Consider the following 23982-nt stretch of genomic DNA (forward strand, 5'->3'; position numbering starts at 1 on the left):
GATGCAACTACTAAAACATTTTGCAAGCTTAACGCTTCACCCAAAAAACGCACAAGAACTCAAAGATTTAATTTTACAATTAGCTGTTCAAGGAAAATTGACTGCGAATTGGAGAAAAGAAAATCCTGACATAGAAAATGCATCAATTCTTTTAGAACGTATACAAGTTAAAAAAGCTAAATTGATTAGAGAAAAGAAAATACCAAAAGAGAAACCATTTCCAAAAATTGATACTATCACGGTGCGTTATACATTGCCAAAAAAATGGATTTGGTGCAATTTGGGAGAATCAATTGTCTTATTTTCAGGTAGAGATTTAACACCTAATGAATATTCAGACAGCGAACTCAAATACCCATATCTTACTGGTGCAAGTCAAATAAAAAAAGACAATATAATACTATCACGTTGGACCAATATACCAAAAGTTATATCCATTTTAGGAGATGTTTTAGTATCAGTTAAAGGTACAATTGGGAAAACCGTAATTAATAAAATTGGGGAAATTCATATTGCTCGACAAATAATGGCATTAAGGACATATGATTGGATTGAAATAAAATTTTTAAAACTATTTGCTGATAGTTATTTATCTCAACTTCAAGATGCTTCGAATGGAATAATACCCGGTATTTCCAGGGAACATTTACTTTATGCAGAATTTCCATTACCTCCAATAGAAGAACAAAAAGAAATTGTTCGAGTAGTTGAAATTCTTTTTAAAGAAATAGAGCAATTAGATCAACTTACAGTTGAGCGAATTGCTTTAAAAAACGATTATGTTTCTTCGGCTTTACAGCAATTAACTACGCAAAACTCTCAAAAAGAATGGCAATCCTTACAACCTCATTTTAAAGATTTCTTTACAGAGAAAAGCACCATAAAAAAATTAAGAGAAACGGTTTTGCAATTAGCCGTTCAAGGAAAATTAACTGCTGATTGGAGAACTAAAAATAAAGATTTTGACCCTGCAAGCGAACTCTTAAAACGCATTCAAAAAGAAAAAGCCCAACTCATCAAGGACAAAAAAGTAAAAAAAGAAAGTCCGTTACCTGCTATTACTAAAGAAGAGATTCCTTATGAATTGCCTGAAGGTTGGGTTTGGTGTAGGTTTGGAGATTTAATAACCTTTTTAAATGGTTATGCTTTTAAAAGTTCTACATATGTACCTACTTCTGATTATCAAATTATCAGACTTGGAAACGTAAAAGATGATAATTTTTTAATAAACACAAAAGAGGCCTATGTTCCAAGTAGTGTCGGAGAAGTAAATTTAGATTATCAAATATTTAAAGATGATATACTTACTACATTAACAGGTACTAAAAACAGAAGAGATTATTGTTTCACATGTTTAGTTAAACCAGAACATTTAGAACAGAAAGTATTATTATTAAATCAAAGAGTTGGTTGTATTAGGGTAATAGATAAAAGTGCTTCAGAGTTAATAAATAAATTCCTTAAATCAGATATAATTTTAAATCAATTATTTGAAACAGAAACAGGAACAGCAAATCAAGGAAATATAGGTTCAACAGCTTTTAAAAACCTAGTATTTCCTCTTCCACCACTAGAAGAACAAAAAGCCATAGTTGAAAAAGTTAATGCTTTAGTTGGTTTATGTGATGCTTTGGAGCAAGAAGTAGCACAAAGTAAAGGGTATAGTGAGCAATTGATGCAGAGTGTTTTGAGGGAGGTTTTTAATAAAAAATAATTAATAAAATAAATAATGGAAAAATTAAATAAGATTTCAACAAAACTTAGACAGTGTTTATCAATGCCACAAAGTAGAGTTTTCCTACTAGCAAATGAAAATCAAGAATTTATATCTGTAGTTTGCTTTTTATTGGTTGGTGATACTTTTAAAAATATAGAAGAGTTAAAAGAGGCAGTAGAAAAATGTGTTAAGGATTTAGATGTTTCTATTAAATTAATAGGTGATAAAGGAGCTATAACTATAACTCCTAATTAATTGATTTTTGATTACCTATGAGACTAAAACACATACATATTAGCGAATATAAAAACTTAAAAGAGTTTACTTTAAATTTTGAGGGAGATAGTTTTTTAGAAGTTTTTGTAGGTAAAAATGGCACCGGTAAATCTAATTTTTTCGAAGCTATACTAGAAATTTTTAAACATTTATCGGAAGAAGATTATGCAATTGCTTTTAATTACGTTATTTCATACGAAATAGAAAATGAAATTATTTTTTTAGAATGGAAAGATGTTAGGTGGTTAAACCAAGAGAAGCAGGAAATTAAACCTGATAAATCAAAACTTCCTGAAAATATTTTAGTCTACTATTCTGGGCACAATAAAACGATTGGAAACTTACTAAAAACTTCAAACCAAAATCATGAAAATCTATTAGATAATAATAGAAAAAATGAAAACTTATTAAGTGAAGTTACAAGAAAGTTTACAGGAATAGATGTTCAATATAAATCTTTATTACTTAGTGTTTTATTATTACAAGAAGATACTAATAAAGCTAAAATTTTCATTAAAGACAAATTAGGTATTTCATCTGTAGGAAATGAAGTTAGATTTGATTTTAAAAGGCCTGATTACGCTAAGGATAAAGGTAAATTTGAGTTTGATGAGTTTGATGAGACTAAAAGGTTCTGGTCACCAGAAGGTTATTTTAAAACACTACTTACTCAAATTTGGGAAGTAGATAAGTATGACTTTAAAGGAACAAGAGATGAAGGAAGGCTAAATGATTATGAATATATTCTTTATAAGTCTTTTAGTAAATTTCAAGAGGCATTTCAAACTTATACACCTTTAGAATTATTTATTGCCTTAGATAATTTAAAAACCATTGGTTATTTAAACGATATTAAAATTAATATTACACTGACTTCAGGAAAAGATATAAATATTAATCAATTTAGTGATGGTCAATTCCAGTCAATTTATATATATGCGTTAACAGAGTTATTTAAAGATAAAAATTGCATCACACTTCTTGATGAACCTGACTCGTTTTTACATCCTGAATGGCAACATAAGTTTTTAAATCAAATTTATGATATTAGTCATGAATCAGCTAAAACTAATCATGTTTTAATGAGTAGTCATAGTGCTGTAACTTTAGTGGGAGATCATGAAAAAAGAGTAAACCTATTCAGAGTTCATGACAACGACTTAAAATGTCATAAAGTTGGAAAAAACTTTGCAGTTAATCAGTTATCCAATAAACTTTTCAGAGTTAACTATGAAAAACAGATTCTGAGCATTATGCATACACATAGTCAAGACAGACCAATCTTGTTTACAGAAGGATTTTCAGACCCTATAGTTTTGTATGAAGCATGGAATAAGTTATATGATACTGATATACCATTTGATATAAGTTTTGGTTTTGGATGTGAATATTTAAGAAAAATATTGACAAGTGATAAATTTCAAACTGAAATGAACGGTAAACCAATTTTTGGATTATTTGATTTTGATGAAGCATATAATCATTGGAACTCATTAACAAGTGAAGGTGAACTATTAGAAGAAGATCCATTCAAAGGAAAATGTAAAAAAGTTGAAAACAAAAACAGTTATGCATTTTTAATTCCTGTTCCAGAAATTGAAGAAATAATTAATCAAGTTATCGATGATAGAGCTTTAAATACAACTTTTAAACATCAATCAAAAGTAGAAATGGAGCATCTATTTTATTCAAAAACTACCTCAGATAAATTTAATATTAAAAACGGTTCAGGTGGTGCTAAAATAATTGAAATAAGTGAAAATGCTAAAATGAATTTTGCACAAGAAATTATACCTCAGCTGGGAAATGAACACTTTGAAATATTTAGACCCATGTTTGAATTTATAATTTCTAAAATTAATTAAAAGCAGTTCTTTAGAGAATCCTTACTAAGCAAATTAAAATATAAAACTTATGAATAATCCAGAAAGTGTAAAATTAGAAGTTTTCACCATAGCATTGAAACCTGCTACAGGTTATGTAAACAACAGTTTTGAAGACTTAATATTAAACACACCAGATGTTATACCTACAAATAACTTATTCAATGAGTTTTATCAAAAGTTCATCAACCATATTGATTTAGCTTACACAGAAGTAAGAACTAAAGCCTTTACTTTAAGTACAAATATTGTTGAGTATGGCTTTGACCCAAATAATGAAATAATATGGGGCATTTTAAAAGGTGGGCCAAAAGGATCGGGAAAAACTAAGTCTCCACTAAATAATAGAACAAATGAAGAAGATTTAGGTGGTAATGTAATTAATGATAAATACTTTTTTTATCTTTATATTCCTTTAAACAGCAATGTTGGCTATTTGTTTTTTCAAATATATGGAGGAGAAAGTATTAGAAAAGAATTTATACAGCATATTAGAGATCTATTTAAGATTCAAGGAAAATATAATAAGCCAGAACCATCTGCGATATTACCAGACAGTATAAGGGACGAATTTAAAAACAATAGTAAAATAGTTGGACTAAGTTATATAACAAATACTCTATCATCTTCAATAACAACAGAAACTGCATTTACTAGTTTGTGCAATGATTACGACATTGAAATATCGATTAAGCCTAAAGGCACAAATAATATTGCACCACAAAAAATTAATGTATTAGACCGTGTAATTTCGTCATTAACTTTTAACAATAACCCTTTATCCACTGCGCGTTCAAAAAAAGTAGCGTTACAAAATTTATCAACTGGTAAAACTTCTAGTTTTGTATTAGACACTAATGATGTTATGCCAAGGATTTATTTACATGGAAAAGTGGCTATTGATGCTAATGGAACACCTGATTTTTTAGAGTTAAAAACTTTTTGTGATGGATTATTAAGAGAGTTAATAGAAGGAGAATATACTAGAATAGCTAGACTATGATAAAAAAAGTTTGGAACATATATGTGAACGCAACTAAAAGTGTTTGTATTAAAGAGGATAACAAAGTCAATTATCTTGAATTGATTTTGATGTATCTTATTATCTTAATTGTTAGTGCTTTTCTAGTATTTTATAAAAGTGAAAAATTTATTGAAGATTCAAAAATTCTTGCAATGCTTTTGTCTTTGTTTTCAGGGCTTATGTATAGCGTATTACTAAAAATACCTGATAAGTTATCAAAACTAGAAACTATAGAAAGAGTAACCGAAGAAAAAAATTCTGAATTAAAGTCAAGAATAGAAGCTAATACACTCAACAATAGAACGTTTAACTATCTTAAAAATTTTTCATTTACCTTATCTTATTCTATTGTTGTAGCAATTTTTTGTATATTTTTTGTAATTGTTAGTTCATTTTTTCCTTCATTATTAAACTTTCATTTATCAACTGTTTCATTTGATTATGTAAATTATGATATTATTTTAACATTTAAGGTTACTCTGACTATTTTATATCGTTTCTTTTTTGTTTTTTTTATGTTTCAGTTTTTATACTTTATAACTAAGTCCGTAATTTATTTAACTGATTTTACATTGTATGAGTTTAATAATTTGAAGTAATAAATGATTTCTAATTAAGCATATTTTCAAAACATTTTAGTGAATTTCAAATGACCACAACAACAAAAATATTTTATAGTTTTTTTTGGAAGAACAAGCTGTCTAAACCTTTCTAAAATCTCAAGAAAATTTCATTTATATATTCCTCTTTTTTATTTTTAATAACACACCCATTTATATGAGAATTGTAGAAAATCTAGTTGAATTAGCAATAGGAAATAGTCCTGAAAATTATGATGTAGCTATAGTTCCTTGGGATGGTAAAGGAAGTTTAAACGAGTTGATTCAAATAGCATTAGACACTTATAAAATTGATTTAGAAACATTAGAGACACTTAATCTAGAAAAGGGGCATGCTATTATTAATGAAAACGGAAAAACGGTTTTATTTATAGTAACTATAAACCAAGGCACTACAACTGAAAGTCTCAAACAAAATCTTAAAGCAGCAATTCCTCTTTATTATGAATATTTACTAAGCAAAAAAATATGGTTGCCTCTATTGAGTACAGGAGTTGATGGTCTTTCTTTTGAAGAGAGTTATGAAGTAACTACCGAAATATTGAATGAACTAAAAAACTACATTAATCAATTTGATTATCAATTTACAGTCTCGTTACCTAATACAAATGAAGGCATGGTTTTATATAAAAAGATAACAAAAAATAATAAACAATTAAGAGAGAGAAAAACATATACTATAAAACCTAGCTTAAACATTATTCAATCAAAATATAAAGTTACATTTTATTTGGTTGGCACCCATTGGGACGATAGTAATCAGGCTGAACGATTTTATGAAGAGCAAATCTGGGAAAATGGTAATGATAATGACAGTTTTTATGAAGTAGTAGACGATGTTAAAGTAGGCGATGTTTTAATTGTAAAATCTGCATTCGTTAAAAATAAAAAAAGCACACTTCGCATCAAAGCTTTTGGTATTGTTACTGAAAATTTTAATACAGGAAGAAAATTAAGCGTAAATTGGATCAATGTTTTAGAAGAAGCCTACGACATTGAGGGTTTAGGCTATTATAGAAATACTATTGCTACCATAAACCAAGATGATTTAATTACTATTCTTACGGGAATGGGAAGCCAAAACTTTGAATCTTTATTTTATGATATTCAATTAAGTAAAAATATAACCACATTACCTGGCATATTAAGTGATTCCGATTCTGGTGAAGATTATTTAGACATTAGTAATGATACCAATGCTTTCGCACGAGTTATTGCCGCAAAGAGTTTTGAACCCCCTTTAGCAATTGCTTTATTAGGGAAATGGGGCTCTGGAAAGAGTTTCTTTATGCGAAAATTGAAAGAAGATGTTCAATTGTTATCCAAAACTAATCCTCCTAAAGGTTTTTGCGAAGGCATTGCACATGTACATTTTAATGCATGGTCTTATATGGATGCCAATCTATGGGCAAGTATTGTTACCCGCATTTTTGGAGCATTAAACGAGTATATCAATAATGATGAATCTTTGACTAAAAAAGAAAAGAAAGCTTTAGAAGAACAGTTATTTTTAAAATTAACTTTATCAAAAGAGGAATTAAACGATTTAAAAAATCAAAAAGCGTCTTTAGATAATAGAATCACTGCTTTAGAAGGTGATAAAAAGACTTTAAAAAAGGAATTACAGGATAGAATCGATAGTATTAAAAAGAAAACGTTATTTGATATTGTTAAAAAAGTTAATGATGCATTTAAAGTTCAAGAGAAAATTGAAAATACGTTAAATAACAACCCAACGTTTGTTAATTCTTTAGAAAAATTTGAAAAGATTGTTCCTAGACAATATTGGGAAAATCCTACTACATTTTATAATGAATTAAAAAGCATCCATACTTTTATAAAAGCTTTTTTTCAAAGAAGTAAATGGAAAACCAATCTTCTATGGGTTTTAGGTATTGCAATTTTAATATTTGTTACTCCTGTTTTTACTTTTCTAATTAACCTTTTATTGAGTTGGCAAGATTTTACAATTTCAAATAAAACGTGGGTTACTATTACAATCATTGGAGGTATAGTAACCAGAACAATTGATACCTACTTAAAGTTAAAAAAACAAATTGCTCCTTTTTGGACTATAAAGGAAGATTATGAAAACAAAAAAGCAAATGCCATTTTTGAATTAGAACAAGAAGAAAAAGCATTACGTTTAGAAATAGAAAATTATAGGGAAGAAATTATTCAAATAGACCAACAAATAAACACCAATAAAGAATTAATTGTTACATTAGAATTCAGAATTAAAAATACCTTATCCACAGAAGCGCTATATACATTTATTGAAAAAAGAGCCAATAGTGAGGATTATAAAAAACATTTAGGAATTATTTCTTTAATAAGGAAAGATTTTGAAATATTAAGTGGTCTATTAACAGGGCATCAATCAGAATTAGTCACAAATGAGGAGTCTACAGAATTTAAAAAATTATTTCATAATAAAAAGCCACTAGAACGCATTATCCTGTATATAGATGATTTAGACCGTTGTCCAGAAGAACGTGTTGTTGAAGTCTTAGAAGCGGTTAATTTGCTAATGGCTTTTCCATTGTTTGTGGTAGTGGTAGGCATTGACCCTAGATGGGTTAAAAATGCGTTAATCAAAAAGCATCATTTGCAATTTACAGGCTATTTAGATAAAGAGGAAAAGAAAACAATTGATGTAATTGAGGCATCTAGTTATTTAGAAAAAATATTTCAAATCCCTTTCCATATAAAAAGCGCACGTACTGAGAATGTGAAAACCATGATTAGAAAATTAGGAAACATACAGCCTCAATTTCAACAATTAAATACTGAAACCACAAACGTTAGTACTTCCAATACAGTAGAAAATAGTAAAACAGATGATGTATTTGACGTGGATACTAATGCACCAATAAAGACAACAAAAATAGATAGAAAAAACACGTTAGAAATACTCCGTTTTACTGAAAAAGAAATAAAATTATTGGAGGATATGTCTGATATAATAGGAAATAGTCCTAGAGCGATAAAACGATTCGTGAATATTTATAGAGTTATTAAGGCTCATGACGATTTTACTTTGCATGGGGAAGATGAAAAAGAATACATAATACTTCTATTTTTATTAGCTTTAGCAGTAGGAAAATACAACCATCATTTAAAGTCCTTTGAAAAACACATTGCTAATCTAGAAAATAAAAAGCATACTTTGAGTAGCCTAAACGATGATCTTAGTATCATTTTTAAAGAAATAGATTCTAATGAAAAATTATTATCTATCACATTTGAAGAGTTTAACCATCATTATCAATTCATCAAACGTTTTACTTTTAAAAACATATAAATAAAAAATAGTAACAAATCAATTAAGCTAACTATCCACACTTTGTTAAAATAAAAAATAAGATTGCTACTTTTGAAAATGTTTTATCTTTATAGTACTCAAAATACCCACCTAAGGTTTTAAAAAATTAGTTATGAAATTAATGTTTACTTTTTTTCTCTTCCTATCGTTATCATCATTCTGCCAAGAAACAATAGCACTAGATAGTATATCAAAATATGAAGGCAAAATTGTTACTATTTGTGAAACTGTACAAAGTACTTTCTTAACCAAATCAAATACTACAATGCTCAACTTTGGTAAACCCTATCCTAATCAAACTTTTGTTGTGATTATTTTTGGAAATGACTTGACTAATTTTAGCTATAAACCCAATGAGTTTCTAAAAGACAAAACTATTTGCATTACAGGAAAAGTAATCATGTATAAAGACACTCCAGAGTTCATAGTAAAACAAGAAAGTGAGATTTTAATCCAGTAAGGATACAAATGGATTTCTGAGAAAGTGAGGGATAATGATGAATTGTTAATTGTTGATGGTAAATTATTAATGATTATTTTGTGGTCAAATAGGGACGCAGATTTTGCAGATTTACGCAGATTTTCTAAACGCAAACTTGTCCCCCTGTAAAGGGTAGCATTAGCTTGATTTTATTGATTTGCGGAGCTACAAATGAGATGCTTACAGCATGACAAGATTGGGGATGATTATTAATTGTTAATTGTTGATGATAAATTATTAATGATTGTTTTGTAGTCAAATAGGCACGCAGATTTTCAAACGTGCGAGTTCCATAGGAACGATTCATATTGTAGCAATGGATTTTAATCCGTTGATATAATGACGACCCATTTTGTAGCAACGTGATTTTAATTCGTTGTTTTTCAATGATTAATTATTAATGGTTGTTTTGTAGTTAAATAGGCACGCAGATTTTGCAGATTTTCAAACGTGCGAGTTCCATAGGAACGATTCATTTTGTAGCAATGGATTTTAATCCGTTGATAAAAAGACGACACAAATTGTAGCAACGTGATTTTAATCCGTTGTTTTTCAATGATTAATTATTAATGATTGTTTTGTGGTCAAATAGGCACGCAGATTTACGCAGATTTTCAAACGTACGAGTTCCATAGGAACGATTCATATTGTAGCAATGGATTTTAATCCGTTGATAAAAAGACGACACAAATTGTAACAACGTGATTTTAATTCGTTGGTATAAAGACGACCCAAATTGTAGCAACGTGATTTTAATCCGTTGTTTATAAAACAATTAATCCTATTTTCAACATAACAATATTGGGGATATCGTTTATAAATAAAACATATCGAACCTACGGCTCTTTTTTCTCGTGGTACGTTATAACAACAGGGTTGAAACCCTGTCCTACAATATTTACCGAGCCGATGGCTCTTTTAGATTGTGGATTGTTGATGGATAATGGTAGATTATTAATTATTGTTTTGTGGTTAAATAGACATAAAAAAGTAAAGCTACAATTATATCAACTTCCTCTATTTTCTCCCCTCTTTGTTCTATGTTCTCTTCTCTATTTTCTTCTTTCTCTTCTCTATTTTCTTCCTTTCTTCTCTATTTTCTCCCCCTCTATTTATCCTCCTGAATTTGCTGTAGCAAGAGTCTGTTAAAATAGGTTTTAGGATAATAATACCTGTTCCCTATTTTTGTAAAAGGAATGGCTTTTGCGGTTCGTAGGCGATACAATTTACTTTCACTAAAATGAAAACGTTGCTTAATATCGGTACTATCTAACCATTCTTCTTCTTGCTCTTCTAGCAAGCTTATAACCAACTCCTGAATGAAGTTTAGTTTATTATTTAAGTCTTTGATTTCCTTTTTCATATGTTTAAAAGTTATTTTTAAGCGGTAATACCATTTATCACTTGAATTTACTGTAATAACATATGGTATCACTATTTACTCATTGTGTTGTTAATGACGATTTTATACGCTTAAACTATTGACTATTAAAACGAATTATTATTTCATATATTTTACTACATATTGTTAAAAATATAATAAAAATAGCACATTTAAAAAATAGACCTAACAAGGAGAAGATTGTATTAAAAAATTATTATTTTTATACTTTATTTATCATAAATAAAAAAAAATAGCAAATATTTTACTTAATTTATAAAAAACAACAAACTAACTCATGCAATTTAATACCGATACTACAGATAATGCTGTAGTGTATAAACTTTTAACAGGAACTGTTATTCCTAGACCAATAGGTTGGATTTCTACTATTGATGAAAATGGAAAAAACAACCTTGCTCCTTTTTCCTTTTTTAATGCTGTTGGTGAAGATCCACCTCATGTAATGTTTTCTACAGTTAGAACAGGAAATAAAAACAAAGACACCCTAAACAACGTACTTGCCAACAAACAATTTGTAGTCAATTTGGTTACAGAAGAAACGGTGGAACAAATGAACATAACTTCGCAAAGTGTCGCTTCTGATGTAGATGAGTTTGAATTGGCAGCCCTTACCCCTATTGATTCTGTTTTTATTAAACCCAAAAGAGTAAAAGAAAGTTATGTGCATTTTGAATGTGAAATGGTGCATCATTATTTCTTAGAAGATCATAAAAATGGGGGGGCTTGCATTGTTATTGGTAAGATTTTAACCATGCATGTAGCAGATGAAATTTTAATGGAAGGCAATAGAATTAATTTAGAAAAATACAAACCTGTTGCCCGTTTGGCGGGTTCTAACTATAGCAAAATTGGTGAAATATTCTCCATTAAAAGAAGTTAAAAGCATGAAGATAACAGTAATTGGTGGTGGTCCTGGTGGCTTATATTTTTCGATATTAACCAAAAAAGCAATGCCTCATTGCGAAATTAATGTGTACGAACGCAATAAACCCGACGATAGTTTTGGTTTTGGTGTCGTATTTTCAGACGAAACTCTAGGTGAGTTTTTAACACGCGATACCCAATCGTACGAATTAATACGTAGCAAATTTGCCTACTGGGACGATATTGTTGTAGCACGAGATGGTGAACGTGTGAGTGTGGCAGGTAATGGTTTTTGTGGCTGTTCTCGAAAAACACTATTGCAATTGTTGCACCAACGCTGTAACGAAGAGGGCGTTAATCTTCATTTTGAAGCCAACGTAGCGGATAGTAGCCAATTTAAAGATAGTGATGTCATTGTTGCTTGCGATGGTATTGGAAGTAGCGTAAGAACAGTATTTGAGGAGGAGTTTGAAACTAAAGTGGAACTAAAGAAAAACAAATTCGTTTGGATGGGTTCTACAAAGCCTCTCGATGCCTTTACCTATTTCTTTCGATCTACACCAAAAGGGGCTTTCGTAGCGCATACCTATCAATACGAAGAAGGAATGAGCACCTGGATTTTTGAATGCAGTCCGCAAACTTGGGAAAACTTCGGTTTTGATACCTATGATGAAGAAGATACTACTCAGAAATTAAAAGAAATATTCAAGGAAGAATTAGACGGTCATGGTTTAATTACAAACAAATCGCAATGGCGACAATTTCCACATGTAACGAATGGCAAATGGCACAAGGACAATATCGTTTTATTAGGCGATGCTAAAGCCACTGCCCACTACTCTATTGGTTCTGGAACAAAATTGGCAATGGAATGTGCCATTGCTCTTTCTGATGCTATTGTAGCCAACCCAAAGAACATTCCTGTAGCTTTTGAGAATTATGAGAAAGCGAGAAGGAATCGTGTAGAAATGATTCAATATGCAGCCAATGTATCGTTAGATTGGTTTGAAAATATGGACCGACACATGCAACATCCGTTTTATCAATTGTCATTCGGTTGCATGACGCGTTCTAAGAAAGTAACTTTCGAAAACTTAAACATAAGAGATACGTCTTATCCTGCTAAAGTACTAAAAGAGTTTAACGAATTGAACGCTGAAAAAGAAAATACACCTGCTGCATTTACTCATTTCAAGCTGCGCGATTTGGTACTTTCAAACAGAATTGTAATGAGTGCCATGGGGCAATATTCGGCTGAAAATGGCTTAGTGAACGATTGGCATTTGATGCACTATGGAAATAGGGCAATTGGTGGTGTTGGTTTGATTATTGCAGAGATGACAGCGGTATCTGAAACAGGAAGAATCACTTCAGGATGCACGGGTATTTACAATGATAATCAAACTGTTGCATGGCAAAAGATAACTCAATTTATTCATACGCATTCTAACGCTAAAATAGGAATTCAATTAGGACATTCTGGCAGAAAAGGGGCTACTAAAAAGCCTTGGGAAACGGAAGATTTACAAGACAAATGGGATTTACTTTCGGCTTCTCCAATAGCTTTTAACGAAACGGCTCCTGTTCCTAAAGAAATGACTTTGGAGGACATGAACACGATTACAAACCAATTTGTACAGGCTACAAAAAATGCAGACAAGGCTGGTTTTGATCTGATTGAATTGCAAGCGCATCATGGCTTTTTATTAGCGTCTTTCTTATCGCCTTTAACTAATATTCGTACAGATGAATTTGGTGGAAGTATTGAAAATCGTTTAAAATTCCCAATGCGTGTTTTTAAAGCGATGCGCAATGTTTTTCCGAAAGAGAAACCAATGTCGGTTAGAATTTCTGCTACAGATTGGGCAGAAAATGGAATTTCAGAAGAAGATGTTTTTGTTATTGCTACTGCTTTTAAAGAAGCTGGAGCCGATATTATTAATGTTTCTACAGGGAATACAGTAGCGCATCAAAAACCGCAAACAGGCAGAATGTGGCAAACACCTTTTTCTGATGCGGTTCGAAATACGGTACACGTGCCAACAATTACAGCAGGTTATATTCAAGATATAGATCAAATAAATACAATTATTCTTAACGGAAGAGCTGATTTGGTTGCTTTAGGTCGCCCATTATTATTAGATCCGAATTTTGTTAGAAACGCACAAGCATACGAAGACTATAGAGCACAAGATATTCCTAAACAATACAGGGCTGGAACTTCTCATTTGTATCCTTTAAAAGGGAGTGAACGCAAAATGGTGGAAGGAATGAAAAGAGCATTGAAACCTGAGAGTCATAAGAAAAAATAATTAGGAATTAGGATTGTGGAAAGAATTACGAATTTGGAATTACGAATTTGGGATTATGAATTATGAATTATGAAAAAAGAATTATGAATTATGAAGAAAGATAATGTTGTTCAAATAAAAAGTTATGCTTTTGCTGTGAGAATTGTAAAAGTATATCAATTTCTATGTGAGCAAAAAAAAGAATTCGTATTAAGTAAGCAATTATTACGTTCAGGAACTTCAATAGGTGCAAATATTGAAGAGGCTATTGGAGGGCAATCTGAAAAGGATTTCTTTGCGAAACTTACAATTTCATATAAAGAAGCTAGAGAAACGCATTATTGGATTCGGCTTTTAAAAGATACTAATTATTTAACTGTAGAACAAGCAGATAACTTATTGAAAGATGCTGATGAATTATTGAGGATTATTGGTTCAATTCAGAAAACAATACGTAATGCGTAATTCATAATTCGTAATTCATAATTCATAATTAAACATAACACTTCGTAATTCATAATTAAAAATTTGTAATTAAAAAGATGATTGATACTTTTACCTATAAACATTTACCAAGTAAGGAATTACAACCCGAATATTTACTAGAATTACCTCAATTTCAGCATGCAGAAATGCTTAATTGTGTGGAGCGTTTGTTGGATTTTCATATTGAAAACGAAAATGGTGATGCGGTTTGTATTCGCACTTTCGAAGAAACATGGTCGTATACTGATTTGTATGAAAAAGCGAATCAAATAGCCCATGTTTTAGTCGATGATTTGGGTTTAGTGAGTGGAAATCGTGTGTTATTGCGTTCGGCAAATAACCCCATGATGGTGGCGTGCTGGTTTGCTATAATCAAAGCAGGCGGAATTGTTGTTGCTACTATGCCATTGCTTCGTTCCAAAGAATTGACGACCATTATCAATTGTGCAGAAATTTCAATTGCGCTTTGTGATAACGATTTAGCAGATGAAATGAATGGGGTTAAATCGGACTTCTTAAAACACAAAAGTTATTACAGAAATAGTGATTTAGAAGAAAAAATGGCTTCAAAGCCAACACATTTTGCAAATTATAATTCAAAATCTAATGATGTTGCATTAATTGGTTTCACATCTGGCACAACGGGAATTCCCAAAATGACGGCTCATTTTCATAGTGACATTTTAAATATTTGTGAAGCTTTCCCTAATTATGCATTGCAACCCACAGCGAAAGATATCTTTACGGGAAGTCCGCCATTAGGTTTTACCTTTGGTTTGGGCGGTTTAGTTTTGTTCCCTATGTATTTTGGTGCTTCTACTTTTCTATTAGAAAAACCAAGTCCCGATTTGCTCTTGCAAGCCATTCAAGATCATAAAATCACCATTTGTTTTACAGCTCCTACAGCATGGCGTGTTTTAACCACCAAATTAAACGAATTTGATGTTTCTAGTTTACGAAAATGTATTTCGGCAGGAGAAAGCCTGCCTGTAATTGTTTGGGAAGATTGGTACAATGCAACAGGGTTGAAAATAATTGATGGCATTGGTGCTACAGAATTGCTTCATATTTTTATAGCTTCTAATGAAGAAAACATGAAGCCTGGAGCAACTGGTTTGCCTATTACAGGTTATCAAGCAAAAATAGTAGATGATAATGGAAATGAAGCACCAATTGGTGAGGCTGGAAAGTTAGCGATTAAAGGAATAACGGGATGCAAGTATTTGAACCGTGAGGTGAAACAAATAGAATACGTGCAAAAGGGATGGAATATTACAGGAGACATTTTTAAACAAGATGAGGATGGTTATTTTTGGTTTGTAGCAAGAGGTGATGATATGATTATTTCTTCGGGGTATAATATTGCTGCAATTGAAGTAGAATCTGTACTTTTAACCCATGAATCTATTTTAGAATGTGCCGTGGTTGGACTTCCAGATGAAAATAGAGGAATGTTAGTTTGTGCAAATATTGTTTTAAAAGACAAATCAAAAGCATCTGACGATTTAAAACTTGAAATTCAAAATTGGTTTAAAGAAACTGCAGCTCCTTATAAATATCCTAGAGTAATTAACTTTTTAGAATGTTTACCAAAAACAGAAACAGGTAAAATTCAAAGATTTAAATTGAAATAAATTAAGATGTACGTATGAAGCCTAAAAACATTTGTAGTATAGGATTGCTTTTTTTTGTGATGAGTTATGTACTTTTTTCGCAAGGTGCGCTCAATCTTCAAAAACCTATAGATTTTGCACATTGGCTCAATTTAATTGGTGCTGTACTTCTTTTTTCGTTCAATTTTGTGTTCCCTAAGAATACACTAAACACCTTAGCGTCGTTTATTACTGCGTTAGGCGTTATTGCTCATATTGGGTTATGCACTATTGATATTATATTTTGGAGTTTTGGAAACAATGAAATTCAAAGTGAAGCACTAAGGGAACATTTAAGCAATACACCTTCTATTTTATATCCTTTTGTAATTGTTGGTCCTTCTCTACTTTTTGTTGGCTTATCCATTCATGCATTGAATTTTATTAAAACAGAACCTATAAAAGTAATTATGGTACTAATTGGATCGATAGTAATTGGTTTGTCCTTTTTCTTATTTAAAAATGGTATTTTTATGCTTTTAGGCTGTATACTCTTTGCTTTAGGATTAGTGCTACTTGTATATAGAAATGAAAAAATTAATGAACAAAAAATATAAAAATTAAACCAACATAAATTTATTATTCTAAATTTATTTTAGAATCTAAAAGTACAACTATGAGAAAAACATTTTTAGTAATAAGTTTTACATTACTCACATTAACAGGTATATTAACATATGTAAATTGGAAATTTAGCTTCCTATTATTCATATTAATTCCATTAATATTAATGGGATTATATGATATGTATTTTGCTGATAGAACCATTAGAAGAAATTTCCCATTATTAGGAAGAATGCGATATCTACTTACTGCTATTGGTCCAGAAATGCGTCAGTATTTTATTGAAACTGATACAGAAGGTAAACCTTTTAATCGTTTACAACGAAATATTGTATATCATCGAAGTAAAAAAGAGAATGACACAATGCCTTTTGGGACTCAACTTGACGTTTATAAAGATGGTTATGAATGGATTAATCATAGTATTCGTTCCATTTCTTTTTCTGATATTGAAAAAAATCCAAAAGTTCAAATTGGGTCTTCTCAATGTAAAAAACCATACGGAGCCAGCTTGTTTAACATTAGTGCAATGAGTTTCGGTTCATTGAGTAAAAATGCCATTTTAGCACTAAATAATGGTGCAAAACAAGGTGGCTTTTTTCACAATACAGGTGAAGGTGGACTTTCTCCCTATCATTTACAAGGGGGTGATGTAGTTTGGAATATTGGTACTGGCTATTTTAGTTGCCGAAATAACGATGGTACTTTTAATGTGGATCAATTTGAAAAAAGAGCTATTCTTGACAATGTAAAAATGATTGAGATTAAATTCTCGCAAGGTGCAAAACCAGGACATGGTGGAATTTTGCCTAAAGAAAAAGTAACCGATGAAATTGCTGCTATTCGATTAGTTGATAAAGGAAATGATATTATCTCTCCTCCTACACATTCGGCTTTTACTACTCCTTTAGAGCTCATGGATTTTGTGCGCCTACTACGTGAGAAATCGGGAGGAAAACCAATTGGAATGAAAATTTGTATTGGTAATAAATCTGAATTTATTTCTATATGTAAAGCTATGATTGAAACAAAGACTTACTTTGATTTTATTACTGTTGATGGTGGTGAAGGTGGAACTGGTGCTGCTCCACAAGAATATTCTGATCATGTAGGAATGCCTTTGCGTGATGCAATTGCTTTTGTTCACGATTGTTTAAAAGGTTTTGGAATTAAAGATCAAATAAAAATAATTGCAAGCGGTAAAGTTATTACTGGTTTTGATATTATTAGATGTTTATCATTAGGAGCTGACCTATGTAATTCGGCACGCGGAATGATGTTCGCATTAGGTTGCATTCAAGCATTAGAATGCCACGCAAACACTTGCCCTACTGGTGTTGCTACACAAAACCCTAATTTAATGAAAGGTTTAATTCCAGAAGATAAGAGCATTCGAGTAGCACGCTTTCAACATGAAACCGTAAAAAGTGCGATGGATTTAATGGCTTCTGCAGGTTTAGCACATCCAGATGATGTAACAAGAGATGCTGTTACAACAAGAACTGATCGAAATAATGTAGAAACATTTGCACAAACTTTCCCTGAATTAGAAAACGGAAGTTTATTAAATGAAGCTACCGTTCCAAAGGCGTTTTTATATTTTTGGAAGAAGGCTACTTCATCAAAATTTTAAATACAAAAAATGAGTAATTACTTTATAAAACAAGAAAAAATACGTTTCCAACATGTTGATTATGCTGGTATTGTATTCTATCCAAGATTTTTAGAAATGCTAAATTGTTTGGTAGAAGATTGGTTTGAAGAGGCTTTAGACCGACCATTTTCTAAAATGCATGAAACCAATGGTATTCCAACAGTGGATTTAAAAGTGCAATTTAAAAAAGCAGCACGTTTAGGAGAAATATTGACTAAAAAACTTTGGGTTAAAAACCTTGGAGGTGCTTCTGTACTTTGTGGATTTCTATTTGAAGATGAAAATGGAAAAACATGCCTTGAAGGTGAAGTTACTTTAGTAAACGTCGCTTTTACGGAAGATAGAAACACTATTAAAGCCGAACCTTTTAATGAGGAAATGAAGAATAAAATAAAAAATTACGAATTACGAATTACGGATTAATTCTAATTTCGTTTTCAAATCATAATTCATAATTATTAATTCATAATTGAGTATAATGGAATTTAAAAAATTTAAAGCAGCAACCGTACAAACGTCGCCCGTTTTTCTAAACGTTGAGAAAACAATAGACAAAGCTATTTCATTTGTAAAAGAAGCCGCTAATAATGGAGCAAGGCTTATCGCTTTTCCAGAAGTTTTTGTAGCTGGCTACCCCTATTGGAACTGGATTATGACACCTGTACAAGGTAGTAAATGGTATGAAGAATTATACAAGGCTTCAGTAGATGTTGCTGGTCCAGATATTAAAAGACTTTGCCAAGCTGCAAAAGACAACGATATTCAAATTGTAATTGGTATTAACGAACGTGGTAAAAGCTACGGTGAAATTTACAATACCAATTTAATTATTGATAATAAAGGAGTTATCATTGGAAAACACAGAAAATTGGTGCCCACTTGGGCTGAAAAGTTAACGTGGTCTTCTGGAGACGGTTCGTCTTTAAAAGTATACGACACAGAAGTGGGACCAATTGGTACTTTAGCTTGTGGCGAAAACACAAATACTTTGGCACGCTATACGTTACTAACGCAAGGTGAGTTGATTCATATTGCTAATTATATTTCGCTTCCTGTTGCTCCAGCGGATTATAATATGGCGGAAGCTATTAAAATTCGTGCTGCTGCACATTCTTTTGAAGGCAAATTATTTACGATAGTTTCTTGTTCTACTATTTCTCAAGAAATTATGGATGCATTGAAACCCGATGTTCCCAATGTGGAGGAATTACTAACACGTAAAAACTCGGCTTTTTCTGGGTTTATTGGTCCAAATGGGGCTGTTATTGGCGAACCTTTAATTGATGATGAAGGAATGATTTATGCAGATATTGATTTAGCAAAATGTATTCAACCGAAACAAATGCATGATATTTTAGGACATTACAATCGTTTTGATATTTTCGATTTACGAGTGAATATTGCTCCTACAAAAAATATTACCTTTATAAATAATCATGAAGAATTTAATAAAAGGTGAATCTTACTTTATCTCCAACAGAGTTTAGAACTCTGTTGGAGATAACACAATAAAAAACAAATGAAAAATCACAAACCAATACCTCTTGAAAAAGGAAATTATTATCACATATATAATCGTGGTAATAATAGTATTGATGTTTTTTACGATAAAGAAAGTTATCTTCATTTTTTACGATTATATGACAAATATATTTCACCTATTGCTGATACTTATGCTTGGTGTTTGTTGAAAAATCATTTCCATTTTTTGGTTTACACAAAATTGGATAACGAGATTGAATATTCAAAGCTAGAATATTCAACTGTTGAATACCCTAAAATTTTAGATCCATCTAAACAATTTGGACACTTTTTCAACGCTTACACACAAGCAATTAATAAAAAATTTAATCGGACAGGTTCATTATTTGAAAGACCATTTGAACGTAAATTAGTAACTTCCGATAAATATTTACAAAATTTAATTTATTACATACATAATAATCCTGTTCATCATGGGTTTACAAAAAACATAAATCTATATCCTTGGTCTTCTTATCAAACAATAATTTCTGACAAACCAACTAAATTAAAAAGAGAAGACGTGATACAGTTTTATCAGAATAAAGAAAATTTTATAGAATATCATAATTCAGAACAAAACTTACAAGAAATCAATACCTTTATTATTGAATAAATACAACAACATGAACGAAAACCAATCAGACGAACAATACGGAAGAGCAAGAGTTCAAACCACACCCGAACTGGAAGCTTATTACAAAGAATTAGAGTCATTAGGAGCTGGTGCGCTTTGGACTGTAGCTAACGACATTGAACCATGGGAACCCAAACCGTCTTCTATTCCAATGCTTTGGAAATATGACGATTTGCGATCTTTAGTTTTAAAATCATCTGAATTAGTTACACCAGAACAAGCTGGTAGACGTGTGGTTTATTTGGTAAACGATAAACGAAAAGATGTTTCTGCTGCTGTTGGTTGGTTGTACACCGGAATTCAAGTGACCCGTCCAGGGGAATTTACTTCGGCACACCGACACAAAGCTTCTGCCCTTCGTTTCATTATGGAAGGTTCTGGTGGATATACTGTTGTAGACGGAAATAAAATAATGCTTGAAGTGAATGATTTTGTGATTACACCCAATTCTACTTGGCACGAACACGGTGTTGAAGAAAGTGGAAAAACATGTATTTGGCAAGATGGTTTAGATATTCCATTGATAAATGCTTTAGAAGCAAATGATTATGCTGTTTTTGATGGCACACAACCATTGGTTAAACCAATTAATTATTCGCCATTATCTTACGGTGGAGCTGGTGTAGTTCCTGCAGATGTGGTTTGGGACAAACCCTACTCGCCTCTTTTTAAATATTCGTGGTCTAAAGTTTATCCAGCATTATTAGAAGCTGCAAAAGTAAATGAAGGTTCTCCTTATGATGGAATAATCATGCAATACTCAAATCCACTTTCTGGCGGACATGTAATGCAAACTATGGGTGCTTCCATTCAATTATTACGTCCTAGCGAACATACAAAAGCACACAAACACACCGGTTCATTTGTGTATCAATGTGCGAAAGGAAAAGGATACTCTATCATTGATGGAAAACGTTTTGATTGGAAAGAAAGAGATATTTTTTGTGTTCCATCTTGGATGAATCACGAACACGTGAACCTATCTGATACGGAAGATGCTGTATTATTTTCATTTAATGATTTACCTGTAATGGAAAAATTAGGTTTATACCAAGAACAAGCTTATATTGAAAATAATGGATATCAAGAAAAAAGAGAATAGAAGAAAGAGGAAAGACTCAAAAAATATAATTTATAACTCTTAACTTTAAAAAACAGTTTGCTACTTTTTTAACTTAGCAACTTTGAAACTTAAAAAAATGAAACTACTTACGTACAAAACAGAAACTTCAGAACCTCGCTTAGGATTTATTCATAACAAACAAGTTATTGACATGGAAGACTTTGGAGATGTATCCAATTTTCCATTACCCAATGATATGTTAGAATTAATTGATATGGGTTTTGATATTATTTCTGAAATAAATGATTTAATTGAAGATACTACAGATAAGCAATTGGCTCAAATTAGCTATGCAATGGAAGACATCACTCTCTTAGCACCTATTCCTTATCCTAGGAAAAACATTATCGGAATTGGATTAAATTATACAGAACATGTTGCTGAAAGTGCTAGAACTTTAGATACTGCTAATAGTTTACCACAACAACCTGTTATTTTCTCGAAACCACCTACAGCAGTTACTGCTACAAACACTGAGATTGTATTAAACAGAAAATTGACCAACCAATTAGATTGGGAAGTAGAATTAGCTGTTGTAATGGGTAAAAAAGGTAAATATGTACCAAAAGCAGAAGCTATGGACTATGTTTTCGGCTATACTGTAATTAATGATGTTTCTGCAAGAGATTGCCGTCGTTCTGGACAATGGATTGTTTCTAAAGGACAAGATACTTTTGCACCAATGGGACCAATTATCATTACGAAAGATGAAATTGAAAATCCACATGACTTAAATTTATCTTTAAAAGTAAATGGTATTGAAAAACAAAACTCAAATACAAAGTTTATGCTATTCAATATTAATGATTTAGTAGAAGACTTAAGTACCGTTTTTACTTTAGAAGCTGGAGATATTATTGCAACAGGAACTCCAGCTGGTGTTGGAGCTGGTAGAGATCCGCAAGAGTGGTTAAAAGATGGTGATGTGGTTGAATGTACGGTTCAAAACATTGGAACAATTGTAAACACAGTTAAGGAAATTTAATATTCAATTTTGGAAGATCGATCAAAAATAGCTGTTTCTCTTTTTAATAAAAATGCAAATTTATATGAAGAAAAATATATGGACATCAGTCTGTATCATAAGTCTTTAGATTTATTTTGTGATACACTAAATAATAAAAATGCTAAATTATTAGAGGTAGCTTGTGGACCAGGAAATATTACCAGCTATTTGATTCGAAATGAGCCCGATTTTAAGATTTTAGGAACCGATTTAGCTCCAAACATGATTGAATTAGCAAAAGTTAATAATCCTACAGCTAACTTTCAATTATTAGATTGTAGAACTATCAGTAGTTTAGGTGCAAAATTTGATGGTATAATTTCTGGTTTTTGTTTACCTTATTTGTCAAAAGAAGAAGCTATTAAATTTATATTTGACTCTGCTACTCAATTAAACGAAAAAGGAGTGCTTTATATAAGTACTATGGAAGATTATAATTCAAAATCGAACTATGTAAAAGGAAGTACTGGAGAGGAATTGTTTATGAATTATCATGAAGCAAGTTATTTAACGAATGCTTTAGAAATAAATAATTTTGAAATCATTAGCATAGATAGAATTGAATACGAAACAATACCAAATGAAAAAACAGTCGATTTAATTATAATCGCGAGAAAAAAGTAAATATGAAAAAATACAGAATAGGCCAAATTGTTCCATCATCTAACGTGACAATGGAAACTGAAATACCAGCAATATTTCGTTCAAGAGAAACAATCTTACCTGAGCGTTTTACATTTCATAGCAGTAGAATGCGCATGAAAAAAGTAACCAAAGAAGAATTAGAAGCAATGGATGCCATGAGTTTAAAATGTGCACAAGAATTATCTGATGCGCATGTAGATGTAATGGGTTATGCTTGTTTGGTAGCGATTATGAGTATGGGTCGTGGTTATCATTGTGTTTCTGAAGTAAATTTACATCAAGAAACGGTTGCAAATGACTTCCCTACTCCTATTGTAACTTCTGCTGGAGCATTAATTAATGGTTTAAAAGTATTAGGGGCTAAGAAAATATCAATTATTACACCCTATATGCGTCCTTTAACCGACATGGTTGTAGATTATATTGAACACCAAGGAATTGAAGTGAAAGAAAGTATTGCACTTGAAATTCCAGATAATTTGGAAGTAGCAGCACAGAATCCTTTAAATTTATTGGAAATATACAAACAATTAGATTTAACTGGAGTTGATGTTTTAGTGGTTTCTGCTTGTGTACAAATGCCATCATTGGAAGCAATCGATCAAATTCAGAAAGAAATTGGAATTCCAGTTACTTCTGCCGCAGTTTGTACAACATACGAAATGATGAAAAAACTAGGAATTGAAGCTAAATCTGCTATTGGTGGTGAATTGCTGAATGGAAAATATTAAACAATTCTTCTTATAAAAAATGCTGCCTAAATAGAAGATATAATCCTTCTTTTTAGGCAGCATTTCTAATTTTATAA

21 protein-coding genes are annotated in these 23982 nt (G+C 31.2%); 20 read left to right on the forward strand and 1 reads right to left on the reverse strand.

Annotated features, from left to right (window positions below; translation table 11 throughout):
• Position 1 precedes the first annotated feature (1 nt).
• From L2Z92_RS18660 to L2Z92_RS18690, 7 genes are all read left to right on the forward strand, one after another.
• Entirely contained in the window at positions 2–1714 is a 1713-nt protein-coding gene (locus L2Z92_RS18660; RefSeq protein ID WP_236456200.1) for a restriction endonuclease subunit S, read from the forward strand.
• Between the two features lie 15 nt (positions 1715–1729).
• Entirely contained in the window at positions 1730–1972 is a 243-nt protein-coding gene (locus L2Z92_RS18665; RefSeq protein WP_236456202.1) for a hypothetical protein, read from the forward strand.
• Between the two features lie 17 nt (positions 1973–1989).
• Entirely contained in the window at positions 1990–3858 is a 1869-nt protein-coding gene (locus L2Z92_RS18670; protein ID WP_236456204.1) for an AAA family ATPase, read from the forward strand.
• A 49-nt stretch (positions 3859–3907) separates the two neighbouring features.
• Positions 3908–4879, forward strand: a complete 972-nt coding sequence (locus L2Z92_RS18675; RefSeq protein ID WP_236456206.1) for a hypothetical protein — start codon at positions 3908–3910, stop codon at positions 4877–4879.
• Complete coding sequence (locus L2Z92_RS18680) at positions 4876–5499, forward strand: hypothetical protein (protein WP_236456208.1); 624 nt, start codon at positions 4876–4878, stop codon at positions 5497–5499. The genes L2Z92_RS18675 and L2Z92_RS18680 overlap by 4 nt, the downstream gene beginning before the upstream one ends.
• 178 nt (positions 5500–5677) lie before the next feature.
• The gene (locus L2Z92_RS18685; RefSeq protein ID WP_236456210.1) at positions 5678–8824 is read left to right on the forward strand and encodes a P-loop NTPase fold protein; all 3147 of its coding nucleotides are present in this window, start codon (positions 5678–5680) and stop codon (positions 8822–8824) included.
• Between the two features lie 133 nt (positions 8825–8957).
• Positions 8958–9305, forward strand: a complete 348-nt coding sequence (locus L2Z92_RS18690) for a hypothetical protein (RefSeq protein WP_236456212.1) — start codon at positions 8958–8960, stop codon at positions 9303–9305.
• Positions 9306–10434: 1129 nt separating this feature from the next.
• Here the strand turns inward: L2Z92_RS18690 and L2Z92_RS18695 are convergent.
• A complete protein-coding gene (locus tag L2Z92_RS18695) occupies positions 10435–10689 on the reverse strand; it encodes a helix-turn-helix domain-containing protein (protein ID WP_236456213.1) in 255 nt (84 codons plus the stop codon).
• A 316-nt stretch (positions 10690–11005) separates the two neighbouring features.
• On the opposite strand from L2Z92_RS18695, the gene L2Z92_RS18700 reads away from it, so the two are divergent.
• The 13 genes from L2Z92_RS18700 (at position 11006) to L2Z92_RS18760 (ending at position 23905) form a co-directional block, all read left to right on the forward strand.
• Positions 11006–11611, forward strand: coding sequence for a flavin reductase family protein (locus L2Z92_RS18700; RefSeq protein WP_236456214.1), 606 nt, complete (start codon positions 11006–11008; stop codon positions 11609–11611).
• 4 nt (positions 11612–11615) lie between these two features.
• The gene (locus L2Z92_RS18705; protein ID WP_236456215.1) at positions 11616–13907 is read left to right on the forward strand and encodes an oxidoreductase; all 2292 of its coding nucleotides are present in this window, start codon (positions 11616–11618) and stop codon (positions 13905–13907) included.
• Between the two features lie 90 nt (positions 13908–13997).
• Positions 13998–14351, forward strand: a complete 354-nt coding sequence (locus L2Z92_RS18710) for a four helix bundle protein (protein WP_236456216.1) — start codon at positions 13998–14000, stop codon at positions 14349–14351.
• Between the two features lie 77 nt (positions 14352–14428).
• Complete coding sequence (locus tag L2Z92_RS18715) at positions 14429–16006, forward strand: AMP-binding protein (RefSeq protein ID WP_236456217.1); 1578 nt, start codon at positions 14429–14431, stop codon at positions 16004–16006.
• A 14-nt stretch (positions 16007–16020) separates the two neighbouring features.
• Positions 16021–16581: a hypothetical protein gene (locus L2Z92_RS18720; RefSeq protein ID WP_236456218.1), complete on the forward strand. Its 561-nt coding sequence runs from the start codon at positions 16021–16023 to the stop codon at positions 16579–16581.
• Between the two features lie 59 nt (positions 16582–16640).
• A complete protein-coding gene (locus L2Z92_RS18725) occupies positions 16641–18221 on the forward strand; it encodes an FMN-binding glutamate synthase family protein (protein WP_236456219.1) in 1581 nt (526 codons plus the stop codon).
• Positions 18222–18230: 9 nt separating this feature from the next.
• Complete coding sequence (locus tag L2Z92_RS18730) at positions 18231–18665, forward strand: acyl-CoA thioesterase (protein WP_236456220.1); 435 nt, start codon at positions 18231–18233, stop codon at positions 18663–18665.
• Between the two features lie 55 nt (positions 18666–18720).
• The gene (locus L2Z92_RS18735; RefSeq protein ID WP_236456222.1) at positions 18721–19701 is read left to right on the forward strand and encodes a carbon-nitrogen hydrolase family protein; all 981 of its coding nucleotides are present in this window, start codon (positions 18721–18723) and stop codon (positions 19699–19701) included.
• Positions 19702–19761: 60 nt separating this feature from the next.
• A complete protein-coding gene (locus L2Z92_RS18740; RefSeq protein WP_236456224.1) occupies positions 19762–20379 on the forward strand; it encodes a hypothetical protein in 618 nt (205 codons plus the stop codon).
• A 10-nt stretch (positions 20380–20389) separates the two neighbouring features.
• Positions 20390–21502, forward strand: coding sequence for a cupin domain-containing protein (locus L2Z92_RS18745; protein ID WP_236456225.1), 1113 nt, complete (start codon positions 20390–20392; stop codon positions 21500–21502).
• 97 nt (positions 21503–21599) lie between these two features.
• The gene (locus L2Z92_RS18750; RefSeq protein WP_236456227.1) at positions 21600–22508 is read left to right on the forward strand and encodes a fumarylacetoacetate hydrolase family protein; all 909 of its coding nucleotides are present in this window, start codon (positions 21600–21602) and stop codon (positions 22506–22508) included.
• A 9-nt stretch (positions 22509–22517) separates the two neighbouring features.
• Positions 22518–23153 (forward strand): class I SAM-dependent methyltransferase, encoded by a 636-nt coding sequence (locus L2Z92_RS18755; protein WP_236456229.1) that lies wholly within the window; start codon positions 22518–22520, stop codon positions 23151–23153.
• Positions 23154–23155: 2 nt separating this feature from the next.
• A complete protein-coding gene (locus L2Z92_RS18760) occupies positions 23156–23905 on the forward strand; it encodes a maleate cis-trans isomerase family protein (protein WP_319800384.1) in 750 nt (249 codons plus the stop codon).
• The last annotated feature ends 77 nt before the right edge of the window (positions 23906–23982 follow it).

Source organism: Flavobacterium jumunjinense (genome assembly GCF_021650975.2).
In the GTDB taxonomy this organism is placed as follows: domain Bacteria; phylum Bacteroidota; class Bacteroidia; order Flavobacteriales; family Flavobacteriaceae; genus Flavobacterium; species Flavobacterium jumunjinense.